The sequence below is a fragment of the Beduinella massiliensis genome (genome assembly GCF_900199405.1).
In the GTDB taxonomy this organism is placed as follows: Bacteria; Bacillota; Clostridia; order Christensenellales; family Aristaeellaceae; genus Beduinella; species Beduinella massiliensis.
In genome coordinates, this window is sequence record NZ_LT963430.1 from 2,385,239 (window position 1) to 2,397,817 (window position 12,579).

At 60.6% G+C, this 12,579-nt stretch carries 13 protein-coding genes; 5 read left to right on the forward strand and 8 right to left on the reverse strand.

The annotated features are described in order from the left end of the window. Window positions 1–33: 33 nt before the first annotated feature. Complete coding sequence (locus tag C1725_RS11570) at window positions 34–921, reverse strand: LysR family transcriptional regulator (protein ID WP_346026610.1); 888 nt, start codon at window positions 919–921, stop codon at window positions 34–36. Window positions 922–1,052: 131 nt separating this feature from the next. On the opposite strand from C1725_RS11570, the gene C1725_RS11575 reads away from it, so the two are divergent. The 3 genes from C1725_RS11575 to C1725_RS11585 are packed head-to-tail and all read left to right on the forward strand — an operon-like array spanning window position 1,053 to window position 3,673. Beyond that, on the forward strand, window positions 1,053–1,961 hold the full coding sequence (locus tag C1725_RS11575) for an ABC transporter substrate-binding protein (protein ID WP_102411754.1): 909 nt from the start codon (window positions 1,053–1,055) through the stop codon (window positions 1,959–1,961). Then, window positions 1,921–2,937, forward strand: a complete 1,017-nt coding sequence (locus tag C1725_RS11580; protein ID WP_102411755.1) for an iron chelate uptake ABC transporter family permease subunit — start codon at window positions 1,921–1,923, stop codon at window positions 2,935–2,937. The genes C1725_RS11575 and C1725_RS11580 overlap by 41 nt, the downstream gene beginning before the upstream one ends. Continuing rightward, window positions 2,930–3,673 carry an ATP-binding cassette domain-containing protein gene (locus tag C1725_RS11585; protein ID WP_102411756.1) on the forward strand — a complete coding sequence of 248 codons (744 nt, stop codon included), beginning with the start codon at window positions 2,930–2,932 and terminating at the stop codon, window positions 3,671–3,673. The genes C1725_RS11580 and C1725_RS11585 overlap by 8 nt, the downstream gene beginning before the upstream one ends. Before the next feature lie 116 nt (window positions 3,674–3,789). Here the strand turns inward: C1725_RS11585 and C1725_RS11590 are convergent, their stop codons facing one another. The 6 genes from C1725_RS11590 to C1725_RS11615 form a co-directional block, all read right to left on the reverse strand. Beyond that, window positions 3,790–4,680: a metallophosphoesterase gene (locus C1725_RS11590; RefSeq protein WP_102411757.1), complete on the reverse strand. Its 891-nt coding sequence runs from the start codon at window positions 4,678–4,680 to the stop codon at window positions 3,790–3,792. Beyond that, window positions 4,677–5,864 carry a hypothetical protein gene (locus C1725_RS11595; protein ID WP_102411758.1) on the reverse strand — a complete coding sequence of 396 codons (1,188 nt, stop codon included), beginning with the start codon at window positions 5,862–5,864 and terminating at the stop codon, window positions 4,677–4,679. Before C1725_RS11595 ends, C1725_RS11590 begins: the two co-directional genes overlap by 4 nt. A 16-nt stretch (window positions 5,865–5,880) precedes the next feature. After that, on the reverse strand, window positions 5,881–6,795 hold the full coding sequence (locus tag C1725_RS11600; RefSeq protein WP_102411759.1) for a WYL domain-containing protein: 915 nt from the start codon (window positions 6,793–6,795) through the stop codon (window positions 5,881–5,883). Between the two features lie 100 nt (window positions 6,796–6,895). Then, a complete protein-coding gene (locus C1725_RS11605) occupies window positions 6,896–7,372 on the reverse strand; it encodes an amidase domain-containing protein (protein ID WP_102411760.1) in 477 nt (158 codons plus the stop codon). Window positions 7,373–7,493: 121 nt separating this feature from the next. Continuing rightward, a complete protein-coding gene (locus tag C1725_RS11610) occupies window positions 7,494–8,510 on the reverse strand; it encodes a GGGtGRT protein (RefSeq protein WP_102411761.1) in 1,017 nt (338 codons plus the stop codon). Between the two features lie 17 nt (window positions 8,511–8,527). Beyond that, a complete protein-coding gene (locus C1725_RS11615; protein ID WP_102411762.1) occupies window positions 8,528–9,229 on the reverse strand; it encodes a hypothetical protein in 702 nt (233 codons plus the stop codon). A 268-nt stretch (window positions 9,230–9,497) separates the two neighbouring features. On the opposite strand from C1725_RS11615, the gene C1725_RS11620 reads away from it, so the two are divergent. After that, window positions 9,498–10,232 (forward strand): S24 family peptidase, encoded by a 735-nt coding sequence (locus tag C1725_RS11620; protein ID WP_102411763.1) that lies wholly within the window; start codon window positions 9,498–9,500, stop codon window positions 10,230–10,232. 23 nt (window positions 10,233–10,255) lie between these two features. Further along, complete coding sequence (locus C1725_RS11625; RefSeq protein WP_102411764.1) at window positions 10,256–11,122, forward strand: PPK2 family polyphosphate kinase; 867 nt, start codon at window positions 10,256–10,258, stop codon at window positions 11,120–11,122. Window positions 11,123–11,427: 305 nt separating this feature from the next. Here C1725_RS11625 and C1725_RS11630 read toward each other — a convergent pair whose 3' ends face one another. After that, entirely contained in the window at window positions 11,428–12,516 is a 1,089-nt protein-coding gene (locus C1725_RS11630; protein ID WP_146009235.1) for a zinc metalloprotease, read from the reverse strand. Between the last annotated feature and the right edge of the window lie 63 nt (window positions 12,517–12,579).

Genomic DNA, 12,579 nt, shown 5'->3' on the forward strand with positions numbered 1-12,579 from the left:
TTTTCTCCATGGTAAAACGAAGCGCTCACCTTGTCAACGCTCTTTTTCGCCCCATTCTGCGCAAAGACGCGAAAATTCGCGCAGCGGCGGCGACAAAAATTTATCCTTGTGGTAGCACAGGCTGAAATTGCGTTCAAAAGCCGCGTCCTTTACAGCGATCTCTCGCAGCGTGCCTCTTCGCAGCGCTTCCTCCACGAGGCGGCGCGAGATGACCGTCAGGCCGAGTCCCGCACTCACAGCCGACACGATGGACTGCGCGCTCACGCACGTCCAGCACTCTGAAATAGAGACCCCCTTGGCGAGGAGCGCCTGCTCGAACAGCTCGCGCGTGCCGCTGCCCCGCTCGCGAAGCACAAACGGCAGCCCTTCCAGCTCGCGAAGTCCGACGCTCTCGCAATCTTGCAGCACGCCGCCTGCCGAGTCTACCAGAACAAGCCGGTCGCGGATCACCGGACGCGACACGATCTCGGCATGCTTGATGGTCCCTTCCACCAGCGCCATGTCCAGCTCGCTCTGCAGCATCCGCTCTTCGATCACGGATGAGTTTTCCACTCGAACCTGACACTTGACCGCCGGGCACTGCGCCTGAAGCTGACGCACCAGCCCGCTCATCACACACGCACCTACGGTCATGGTCGCGCCCAGCGACACACGCAGGCTGTTTACGCCGTTGCGCATCGTGGTCTCCATGTCGTCCGAAAGCGCGAGCAGACTGCGCGCGTATCCCGCGAGACGTTCTCCCATCGGGGTAATGACCAGCCGCCTGCCGATGCGGTCGAATAAAAGGGCGTCGTAGTGCGCCTCCAGCTCCGCTATCGCGCCGCTGACGGAAGGCTGCGCGATGTAAAGGGCCCTCGCCGCCGCGCTCATGCTGCCGCTGTCCACGACCGCAAGGAAGACCCGTAAATGTCGAAGCGTCATGCCAAGCCCTCTTTCCATAGGCTTTACCCTATTTATCGTACTCTATTTTATTATTTTACACCCAGTACGTCAAGCTGTATAATGAAGAACATTGGCGTCCCACGACGCAGACCTGTAAAAGGAGATTCTACATGCGCAAATGTTTTTACGCCCTGTTGGTCATGCTCGCGCTCTTCCCCGCAGTTTCCCTCGCCGGTTCCTCCTTTGAGGATGCGCAGGGGCGCACCCTTTCCTTTGCCGAGACGCCGCAGCGCGTCGTCTCTCTCTACGGTTCGTTTGCCGAAACGTGGCTGCTCGCGGGCGGGGAGCTCGTCGGCACCACGCAGGACGCCGTTTCCGAACGCGGCCTGCCGCTCAGTGCGGACGTTCAGATCGTCGGTACGGTAAAGGAGCCCAATCTGGAGGCCGTTCTCGCCCTTGACCCGGACTTCGTCCTTCTTTCCGCCGACATTGCCTCGCACGCGCCGGCCGCCGAGCTGTTCACGCAGATGGGCATTCCCTGCGCCACGTTTCGGGTTGACGCCTTTGCGGATTATTTGTCGATGCTGCGCGCGTTCTGCGACCTGACGGGACGGGACGATCTCTACCAGCAAAACGGCGAGGCCGTCGCCGAGAAAATCCGCGCGGTGCGGGAGGAAACGACAGGGCAGCCCGCTCCCCGTGTGCTGCTCCTTCGCGCCTATTCCAGCGGCGTCAAGGCCAAAGGCTCCGACAACCTCGCCGGTGTGATCCTGGAAGATCTGGGCTGTGACAATATCGTCAGCAGGCACGATTCCCTGCTCGAGGATCTAAGTCTGGAAGCCATCGTCAGTGAGGATCCGGATTTTATCTTCATCACCGTCATGGGCGCCGATCAGGAGGCCGCCCTCGCCTTTGTGGACGAGCGCTTCGGCGGCGATCCCGCCTGGCAGGGGCTCACCGCCGTGAAACAGGATCGTCTCATCCTCTTGCCCAAGGAACTGTTCCATTACAAGCCGAACGCGCGTTGGGGGGAAAGCTATGCGTACCTCGCAAAAATCCTCTACCCGCAGTGCTTCTAAAGCGCTTCTGTTTCTCCTGCCGCTGCTCGCGCTGCTTTCCGTCGTAAGCCTCAGCTTGGGCGCGAGCGGCACGAGCCTGACGGTTTCGCTCACGGACGTGCTGCACGGTAACCTCGCCACCTCCGCGGCGCGCATCCTCCTGTACGTTCGTCTGCCGAGGACGCTTTGCGCGCTTCTCTCCGGGGCGGCGCTCTCCGCCAGCGGCGTACTGATTCAGGCCGTGCTGGGCAACCCGCTTGCCGGTCCGAACGTCATCGGCGTGAACGCAGGGGCCGGCTTCGCGACGCTGATCCTCTCCTGCCTGTTTCCCACAGCGCTGCGCTTGCTGCCCGCCGCCGCGTTTCTTGGCGCACTCTTCGCTTCGCTGTTCATCTTCGTGCTTGCGGATCGCACGGGCGCTTCGCGCATGACCATCGTCCTCTCAGGTGTGGCGCTTTCCAGCATTCTGTCCGCTGGCATCGACCTCATGACCACGCTCTTTCCCGAATCGACGCTGGGGATGAGCGGCTTCATGATCGGCGGCTTTTCCGGCGTCACCCCCGCGCGCCTCGGCGGCGCGGCGCTGTATCTGCTGCCTGCGCTGCTGCTGGCGTTCCTCGCAAGCGGCGAGCTGGACGTGCTGCAGCTCGGGGACGAGGTCGCCGCAAGCCTCGGCATGCGCGTGCGGCGCACCCGCTTCTCCCTGCTCGCGCTCTCTTCCGTGCTCGCCGGAGCCGCCGTCAGTTTTTCCGGGCTGCTCGGCTTCGTGGGGCTGATCGTACCGCACGCCGTTCGCCGCTTCACCGGCGGAGAGCACCGCGCGCTTATGCCTCTTTCCATCGTCTGCGGGGCGCTGTTCGTGCTCGTGTGCGACACGCTGGGGCGCACGCTCTTTCAGCCTTTCGAGCTGCCGGTAGGCATTCTCATGTCCTTCATCGGCGGACCTTTTTTCCTGCTTTTGCTGCTTCGCCAGAAAAGGGGGCGTACCCATGATTGACCTTCGGGGCGTCTCCTTTGCCTACGGCAGCGCGCCCGTGCTGCGGGACATCTCGCTCCTCGCGCCCGACGGCGCGGTCACGGTGCTCCTGGGCCCCAACGGCAGCGGAAAATCCACGCTACTGCGCCTGATGGCCCGCCTGCTGAGCGCGCAGGGCGAGGTTTTAATCGACCGACGCCCCGCCTCCGCCTATGCGCCGAAGGAGTTGGCGCGCACGCTCGCGTTTTTGCCGCAAACCCGTGCGGTGCCCGCCATCAGCGTCGCCTCGCTCGTCGCACACGGGCGCTTTCCGTATCTTGGCTTCTCTCGTGTGCACACAAAGGCGGACGATGCCGCAGTCGAGCGCGCCCTTCAGCTCACCAGCCTTGAAGGCTGCGCGCAGCGTGACCTGCGCACGCTCTCCGGTGGCGAACGTCAAAAGGCTTACCTCGCCATGCTCATCGCGCAGGATGCCCAAAACTTGCTGCTCGACGAACCCACGACCTTTCTGGACATCGCCTATCAACTGGAGCTCATGCGGATCCTGCGCGCGCTGCGGGACGAGGGCCGATGTGTCGTCGTCGTGCTGCACGACATCGATCAGGCGCTCGCCCTTTGTGACCGGGCGGCGTTGCTGCACGGCGGGCGGCTGCTCTTCACCGGCGGCCCCGAGGAGGCTGCACTGCTGCCCGCCGTGGAAAGCGCCTTTGGCGTCCGTGTCCTGCGCCGCGAGGGCATCGCGTTTGAACGTGCGTAAAATTCAGAGCGGGGAGCATCCGCGCGGCCATACGCAATTTCTTGATTGAATCAAAAAAGACGGTCCGTCGGCTCGCTTTGAGCCGCTGACCGCCTTTTATCTATAAACCTTTCCCTTTATCTAAGCTCAATGCGTACGAGCTCCGGGATGTTGCAAAACCGCGGTGGGACGATGCGGTATCCTCCCTTTGTGTAAGTGCCGAGCCCGCGGGAAATAACCGTCGGGATGCCGTTTATCAGGTGTGCGCCGTCGAGGTACGGTGAAAACCACCCCAGGTGCGTCGAATAGAACCCGCCGTAAAAAGGGATACGCACCTGTCCGCCGTGCTCGTGCCCGCAGACCGCAAGGTCGATGTCCCAACGAGCCTCCGGGTCGTCGTCCAGCAGAAAGTTCGGCTGGTGCGCCAGCAGCAGCTTGAAGTCGTCCGTATCCTCAAAGCCCGCGAGGAACCTGTATCCCTCCGTCTGCCGGTACGCTTCCTCGTCCATCCCATTCCTGTTGAATACGAAGTCGTACAGGCCGCCGATGCGCAGCTTCTGTCCCTTGACGACCACGTCCACGTAGCCGGCGTTCAGCGCAGCGGCTCCCGCCTGCTCGATTTCGTCAAGCAGCCCATAATCCTGTGACTGGGTCATGTACTTGGCGTCATGATTTCCGACCGTAAAGTAGACCGGCGCGATGCGGCTGAGTCTTTCCACCAGATTCGTCACGTAGTCGTGCGATTCGCTGTACCAGTTGAGCGCGTCGCCGGCGATCAAGATCACATCTGGCGCTTCCTTCGCCACGCGGCGAAGGAGCCGTGCATTTCCCTCCTGAAAGCTGTGCGCGTGCATGTCCGTCAGGAGCAGCAGGTCGATCGGCTCCTCGATTTTGGGCGACTCACAGCCGTACACCGTCACCACGATCGCGTTCGCAGAAAGGTAAACGGAGACGAGAATGAACAAAATGCCCGCCACGAACAGCGCAAGCAATACGAACAGAACGCGCCTGAATCTTCTTTTCTTCATACTTTACCCTGTGCTTTCGTGTTCAGCGCCGTACTGAGCCGAATGCTCTGCACAGCTTTTGTATCTGCGGCAACGGTTATCTGCACGATAATCGCTTCTTCCACCGTATAGAGCCTGATTCCTTCAAAGTCTTCTTCTGTATAGGCATAGCCCGACAAGACCTCCAACAGGGCGCTTTCCTCCATACCCACGCTCACGCTCTCCGGCAGCTCCAGCGAGGCCGCATTCGCCTTTTCACCGGCAGAGATGGAAAGCACGAAACAATCCAGCAGGTTCGCCGCTTTTTCCTCCAAATTGCACGCAAGCACGTTTAGGTACAGTCCGCCGCTTTCCAGAGAAATCTGCACGCTGCCTTGACCCGGCACGACGACCGCCTCGTCCGGCCTGCGCGATTCCACGGCGTCCAGTATCCAGCCCGCCTCCATGAAGGCGTACACGGGCGCGGGCATTTGAAAGAGCTCCCCCTCCAGCGCGAAGCTTCCGTCCGTCAGGCTTGCGCCCATGGCGTCGGGCGCGCTGTAAGCGAGCGCGCGCTGCGTATGCTCAAAGAGCTGCGTCGCAGGCGCCTCCTGTCCCGAAGCTTCAAAGTTGTAAAGCTCAACGCGGGACAGCTTCCCGCTCGCTTGATCGATCCCCAGATACGCCGCCTTCGTCAATCCGTATTCATAGCAAAGCTCGGTCATGCCGTCCTGCTCGTACACATTGACGGGTGCACCATAGGCGCTTTCAACTTCCCCGCGCCCAGCCTCGCCGAGCGCGATTCCCTTGGGCAGCGTCACCTGGATGTCCTCCGTCCGCTTCTCGACCACGAGCCCCGCGACGGAGCAGCGCTGTGTCGGCTGCGTATCCATTCCTGTGTTCATGAAAAAGGCCTCCGCCTGAAATCCCTGCGCCTCCATAGCGAACGCACGGCTGATTTCGCCCGGCGCGAGCTCGCCAGTAACTTCTCCCGCCGAGAAGCCCAGCGCCAAGAGTGCCTCGTAATCCATGGGCAGCGCGATTTCCCGACCGTCCAGGTCGATTAGAAAATCGTACAGCTCCGGCTGCCGCGCTCCGTTCTGCGCTGAAGGAGCCGCTGTCGGCGCGCGATGCCCGTCGTTCTCCGGCTGAGGAATTGGCGTCACGCGCCTGCACCCCGTCAGCGTCAGCAGCAGGCAAAGACAGATTGTCAGTTTCTTTTGCATACCCTGTTCCTTTCTCTCATGGAGCACCCTTTCGCTCTTCGCGCGCGCAGAGGCCGCGGGCCTGCCGTGCGATCTCCCCGCGGAGGCTACAGGGCTTCAACACCTCCAGCGCGTCGCCGAAGCTCAAAGCCCATCTCAGCATCTCCGTTTCGCTCGTAAATCCCACAGACAGGAGCAGTCGCCCGTCTTCCGTCCGCGCAAAGCTCTGCGGGCCGTATTCCTCGATCAGGCGATAGCGCATGCGCTCTTCAAACAGACCCGAAAACTGAACGGCGCCGGTAAAGTATTGATCCGGATCGACATCCTCTGCGCGCACATCACGCGGCGAGAACGGCTCGTCCAGCAGCCTGCAATCCCAAAGCCGCGTAAGTTTAAAAAGGCGAAAGTCCTCGCGCTGCCTGCAATAGCCGTACACATACCAATCCGTCCACTTGAAGAGCAGAAAATACGGCTCTACGCAGCGCTCGCTTTCGCCCTTCTCAGCATAATAGGTAAAACGGATCAGCCGTCTTTCGCGAATCGCCCGCCGGATACGGTCGATCTTTTCCGTGAGCGAACCTCGATAATGCGATGCGAGGTCGATCAGCACGCCGTCCGTCGCGGCGATTCGTCCGCTGCCCTGCAACTTGTCCCGCAGGGCGCTCTCGCGCGGCGCTGAAGACACGCTGTCGATGCCCCGCACACCTGCGAGGATCGCTTCCAGCTCCTCGCGCGTCAGCAACGCCGCATCGACCCGATACCCCGCCGCGATGGAGATTCCCCCGCCGCTTCCCTGCTCCGTCACGATCGGGATGCCCGCGCGGCACAGGGCTTCCACGTCGCGGCTGATCGTGCGGCGCGAAACCTCAAATTTTCGCGCCAGCTGCGGCGCAGTCGTCTTTCCCTCCCGCAATACCGTCATCGCGATCCCCAACAGCCGATCCGTCTTCACGCGTTCCTCCCAGTTACCTTTGTCATTACGATCTATTTTAGCACACGCATGCAAGAATGAAAATTCCAATCCGTCTAAAAGACACGGTATGAATGTACGTTCAGGCGCGGGCCTCGACGTGCAGGAAGCGCCTGTTTTGCTGACGGTAGTTGGAGAGCGGGCGCCACCATGCGTCCAACGTGTGCGCCGCAACGTAAATCTCTCCCGCCTCCAGTCCGACGATGAGCGCGGTATGCGTGTAGGGCGTTCCCCTGAATCCCAACTGCACCACGTCGCCCATTTCGACCTCCGCGCTCTTTACCTCGCGAGCAAACGGACCCGATCCCCGGTTGCTCACAAGAAAGCTGTAAAGGTAGGACACGCCCGTCCAGGAGGCGGTACGTCGGTTGCCATCGATGTAATACCAGCCATAGGTCGGCGTATAGTTCATGACGCTGCACCCCGCGAACAGACACTGGGAGACAAAGTTGCTGCAATCTCCGCCCAGTCCCTGAAAATCCAGAAAATCGGGATTGCGCGAAAACGCCCAACGCTTCGCATACGCGACCGCTTTCCCGCGGTCATAGACCGTCCCCATTCGTCATCCCTCCCCTGCCAGCGTATGCATGCGCCAGTGGCCTGTGACAGTGGCTTTGTATCTGCAGAAGAAGACGAAAAGAGCTCTCCGGGTCGCCCGGAGAGCTCTTTAAACGAACGGATTACTTGGAAGCTTCCTCAACCGCCACGGCCACAGCCACGGTCGCACCGACCATGGGGTTATTGCCCATGCCGATCAGGCCCATCATTTCCACGTGCGCCGGGACGGACGAGCTGCCCGCAAACTGCGCGTCGGAGTGCATGCGGCCCATGGTGTCGGTCATGCCGTAAGAAGCGGGGCCGGCGGCCATGTTGTCCGGGTGCAGCGTGCGGCCCGTGCCGCCGCCGGAAGCCACGGAGAAGTACTGCTTGCCGGCTTCCCAGCATTCCTTCTTATAGGTGCCGGCAACCGGGTGCTGGAAGCGGGTGGGATTGGTGGAGTTGCCGGTGATGGAAACGTCCACGCCCTCGTGCCACATGATGGCCACACCCTCGCGCACGTCGTCCGCGCCGTAGCAGCGAACCTTGGCGCGCTCGCCGCTGGAATACGCCGTCTCGCCCACGATGCTGAGCGCATGGTCTTCCTTTACGTCGGCGGAGAGGTAGTCATACTTGGTCTGCACGTAGGTAAAGCCGTTGATACGGGAGTTGATCATGGCGGCATCCTTGCCCAGGCCGTTCAGGATGACGCGCAGCGGGTTCTTGCGCACCTTGTTGGCGTTGCGGGCGATGCCGATGGCTCCCTCTGCTGCGGCGAAGGACTCGTGGCCCGCGAGGAACGCAAAACACTCGGTCTTTTCATCCAGCAGCATCGCGCCCAGGTTGCCATGACCCAGACCCACCTGGCGCTGATCCGCGACCGAGCCGGGGATGCAGAAAGCCTGCAGGCCTTCGCCGATGCACTTGGCGGCTTCGGCAGCGGTCTTGACGCCCTTCTTCAGCGCGATGGCCGCGCCCAGTTCGTACGCCCACTTGGCGTTTTCAAAGGCGATAGGCTGAATGCCCTCCACGATCTTGTAGGCGTCCACGCCCTTGGCGTTGTTGAAAGCCTTCAGCTCATCAAAATCCTTGAAGCCGTACTTCTCGAGGACAGGCTGGAGCTGGGGCATGCGACGTTCATAACCTTCAAACAGAGCCATTTCCTGCACACCTCCTATTACTGCTTGCGCGGGTCGATCCACTTGACCGCGCCGTCTTCAGCCTTGAACCGGCCGTAGGTGCCGATGTTCTTTTCGTAGGCCTCGTTCGGGGACATGCCCTTCTTGATGGCGTCCATCATCTTGCCAAGGGACAGGAACTGATAGCCGCAGACCTGATCGTCCTTGTCGATGGCGAGCTTGAGCACGTAGCCTTCAGCCATCTCGAGATAGCGGGTGCCCTTGAGCTTGGTGCCGTACATGGTGCCCACCTGCGAACGAAGGCCCTTGCCCAGGTCTTCCAGGCCCGCGCCGATGACCAGGCCGTCGTCGGAGAAGGCGGACTGAGTGCGGCCATAGACGATCTGCAGGAACAGCTCGCGCATGGCGGTATTGATGGCGTCGCACACCAGGTCGGTATTCATCGCCTCCAGGATCGTCTTGCCGGGCAGGATTTCGCTGGCCATCGCGGCGGAGTGCGTCATGCCCGAGCAGCCGATAGTCTCCACCAGCGCCTCTTCGATGACGCCCTGTTTCACGTTCAGCGTCAGCTTGCACGCGCCCTGCTGAGGAGCGCACCAGCCGATACCGTGCGTAAGGCCGGAAATGTCCTTGATCTCCTTCGCCTGCACCCACTTGCCCTCTTCGGGAATGGGCGCCGGGCCGTGGTTCGGCCCCTTGGCGATACAGACCATTTCTTCAACTTCCTTGGAGTATTGCATTGAATTGATTCCTCCTATCTTAAGATAGTCGCAGCACAAGGCTTGGCATTATCCAATTAATTATATCATGTTTTTTCCGGAATGAATAGGGGATTTCCCGGGATACGCGCGATTTTTGTCGCGCGCCGAAAAGACCGCCTGCCCCGCGCCGCAGCACCGTACGCGAAAGCATTGATAAAAATGCGATTTTTCCCACCCGCGCTTGCCTTTGGCTGAGGCTGTGCTATACTAAAGATCGTTGATATTTGTTTTATAGGAGGAAACCGTCATGAGCCGCCTGGGAGATCTCATCCTGCTCGAACGCACCCGGCAAAAGATGACCCCGAAGCAGGTCGCGCGCAAGTGCGGCATTTCGGAAAAATATCTGCTCGAAGTGGAGAGCGGCAAACGCATTATTCAGGACGATCAGGCGCGCCGCATCCTGCGCACCATCGGTCTGCGCGAGCAGACGGAGGCCGATTTTTCTCTGGACGAAATTGCCGCGACCGTGGACCTTGAAATGCTGAAGTCACAGGAAAAAGCGCCCGCTCCCGCGCGCTCCGCGCCGGCGCCCGCAGCCGTGAAGGTAGCCTCCGCGCAGGAGGAATCGTCCGCAGCCGCGAGCGGCATTTGGCTCGACGCCCTCACCGGCGTGCTCAAGGCCGTTCCCGTCATGAATGCCGCCTGGCAAAGCGTAGACCGCAGGCTGCTGCCGATTCAAAACGGCCGCATTGAAGGCGGGAACCCGGAAAAGGTGCTCTACTTCCTTTCCCCGGACGATTCGATGCGGGGCTTTCGCGTGCTGGCGGGCGACCTCGTGCTGATCGTACCCGCGCAAAGCCCGATCGACGAAGCGATCATGCTGGTCGAATATCAAAACCATCGTGCGCTGCGCAAGGTGAAGAAACTGGACGCTACGCGCGTGCTGCTGCAAAGCTACGGACGGGAGTACAGCGCCGACACGCTGGACGCGTCCGACGTGAACTTCATCGGACGCGCCGTGCGCCTGGAAGCGAGCCTGTAATCTTTCATGGAGGAGGGGTTTTCTTGGGCCTGAAACGTTACCGCTACGACGGCGAGCGCAAGCTCTGTCTTCAGGAGCTCCCGACCGACAGCCTGAAAGACGGCATGGAAAAAGCCGAAGCGATAGAAAAAACGCAGAAGAACCTCAGGAAAATCAGCGCTTTGCAGGACATGCTCTACGCGGACGGCAAGGAAGGACTGCTGATCCTCCTGCAGGCGCGTGACGCGGCGGGCAAGGACAGCACCATCCGTCACGTGATGAGCGGCATCAATCCGCAGGGCGTGAGCGTCAAGAGCTTTAAGCAGCCCTCCTTCGAGGAACTTTCCCACGATTTTCTCTGGCGAGCGGTGTCCGCCCTTCCGGAGCGCGGAAAGATCGCCATTTTTAACCGCTCGTACTACGAGGACGTGCTGGTGGTCAAGGTGCACGGACTTTACAAGCACTACAACCTCGCGGAGCGCTGCCTGGACGACGCGACCTTCTTTGAAAAGCGCTACCGCCATATCCGCCACTTCGAACAGTACCTGTACGATACCGGCACCCGCGTGCTCAAGCTCTTCTTAAACGTCTCACCGCAGGTTCAGAAAGAGCGCTTTCTCGAGCGCATCGACGAGCGAGATAAGAACTGGAAGTTCAGCCCCGGCGATCTGGACGATCGGGAAATGTGGGAAGAGTTCAGCGCCGCCTATGAGGACGCAGTCAACTTCACCGCCACGCGCGAATGCCCGTGGTACGTGCTGCCAGCCGATCAGAAGTGGTACACGCGCTATCTCGTATCCGAGGCGATCTTAAAGGCGCTGCGGGAAATCGACCCGCACTACCCGGAGCTTACCGAGGAGGCGCAAAAAGCGCTGCCCGTATGCAGGCAGCGCCTTGAAAGCGAAGAATAACTTGACCGAGTTTGGACATCGCCCGGACTCAGACTGTCGACAATGTACCGTCTTGTATCGTCTTGTATTTTAAGAAGGGATGCATGAAGGGGATGTTTCCCCTTCATATGCACCGTATGGCTTCGCCGGTCGGGCGGGACGTTTTCCGGAGTCAAATGCGCAGCATTTGCGGAGGAAAACATCGCCCGCAGCCTTCGCGCAAGAGGAGCCTTCATTTTGCATGAGGTCATCGGCTTTGCCGATGGCCAGAGTCCGGACATTGCCCGGGCTTTTCTTGTCGCCGAAAAGCGCGGCAAAGTCCTTCTTTATTCAACGCGCCGTATCCACGCGCGCATCATATCCATTTCAAATAGTGCCTCGCCCGCGACCGGATAAAGCGCCGCGCACTTTTCCGCCCGGCGGTACAGCTCCCTTGCGCGCGCGACGTCTCCCTCGCACTGCAGCGCATAAGCAATTTCCACGCGCAGGTGCGATAGCATGAACTGCGCCTTTTGGGCAAAAGCGCGCGCCCCACGGCCATAGACAAGGTCCACCGTCTCGCAGCTTTCCTCAAAGAGCATCATCAGGTACGCGCGTTCGCAATCCAGTTCCAACTGATAATAGACAGGAAGAGCGTCCCTCTGCCGCTGCATGGCGTCAAGCTCTTCCCGTGCCCGGCTCAAATTTCCCGCGTCGAGCGCACGCGCATAGCGCATCTGCCGCAGCGTCACGCTGAAAAGATCCCGCGCCGCCGGTTCCAGCGCGAAAAGCTCCTCGGACAGATCGCGCGGACGCTTTCCCTCGCTCATCAGGCCGTTGATAGAAAGCTGAGCGGCGAACGCCCTTCGAGCCGCCGGATTTTTCATCATGACGTACAGGTTGTAGCCATCGTTTGGAATGCCGCCGATTTGAAGTGGAATGCCGTTAAAAAGGCCCAAAATCAGCCCCGCTGCGCTGAATATCCGAAAAAAAACGCCGGGAAGGAAGCATGCCGCGAGGGAAAGCAGGAGATTCATCAGCACGCCGCCCAGATTGTACAGGATGTAGGGCGGCTCCCCCGCGCAGTCCCCAGGCATCATCAGGCACTGCCCCGCCGTGCCCGGAATTGAAAAGCGCCGCATGGCAAAGCCCTTGCCCGTACGCACGAGGGTAAAACTCGCGACGCGAAAGGAGACGAAGCGGTATCCCGTCGTCAGGCCCGCAAGCAAATGCCCGGCCTCGTGCAGCAGGATGTGAAGGTACGCGCAAAGGCAGAAAAACACCAGCACCTTTGCGGTGCTGAAAATCTTTCCCGTGGTGATCGACGCCCCGCCTGTATGCCCGGACCAGGCGATGAGGTAGCCCGCCGCAAAGCAGCAGATCAGAAAAGCGGCATACCCCATCCAGACCTTCGCCCGTTTCGTTGCCTTTTTCACGTCCATACTCCGTTCTCAATCCCTGTAAAAGCAGCGCGGCGGCTTCGCTTCAAGCCGCCGCAC

Bases quoted from the DNA above. Each gene is read 5' to 3' on its own strand.
- C1725_RS11575 (WP_102411754.1), top strand. From the start codon at position 1,053: ATGCGCAAATGTTTTTACGCCCTGTTGGTCATGCTCGCGCTCTTCCCC.
- C1725_RS11610 (WP_102411761.1), bottom strand. From the start codon at position 8,510: ATGGCTCTGTTTGAAGGTTATGAACGTCGCATGCCCCAGCTCCAGCCT.
- C1725_RS11580 (WP_102411755.1), top strand. From the start codon at position 1,921: ATGCGTACCTCGCAAAAATCCTCTACCCGCAGTGCTTCTAAAGCGCTT.
- C1725_RS11585 (WP_102411756.1), top strand. From the start codon at position 2,930: ATGATTGACCTTCGGGGCGTCTCCTTTGCCTACGGCAGCGCGCCCGTG.
- C1725_RS11595 (WP_102411758.1), bottom strand. From the start codon at position 5,864: ATGCAAAAGAAACTGACAATCTGTCTTTGCCTGCTGCTGACGCTGACG.
- C1725_RS11605 (WP_102411760.1), bottom strand. From the start codon at position 7,372: ATGGGGACGGTCTATGACCGCGGGAAAGCGGTCGCGTATGCGAAGCGT.
- C1725_RS11620 (WP_102411763.1), top strand. From the start codon at position 9,498: ATGAGCCGCCTGGGAGATCTCATCCTGCTCGAACGCACCCGGCAAAAG.
- C1725_RS11615 (WP_102411762.1), bottom strand. From the start codon at position 9,229: ATGCAATACTCCAAGGAAGTTGAAGAAATGGTCTGTATCGCCAAGGGG.
- C1725_RS11570 (WP_346026610.1), bottom strand. From the start codon at position 921: ATGACGCTTCGACATTTACGGGTCTTCCTTGCGGTCGTGGACAGCGGC.
- C1725_RS11590 (WP_102411757.1), bottom strand. From the start codon at position 4,680: ATGAAGAAAAGAAGATTCAGGCGCGTTCTGTTCGTATTGCTTGCGCTG.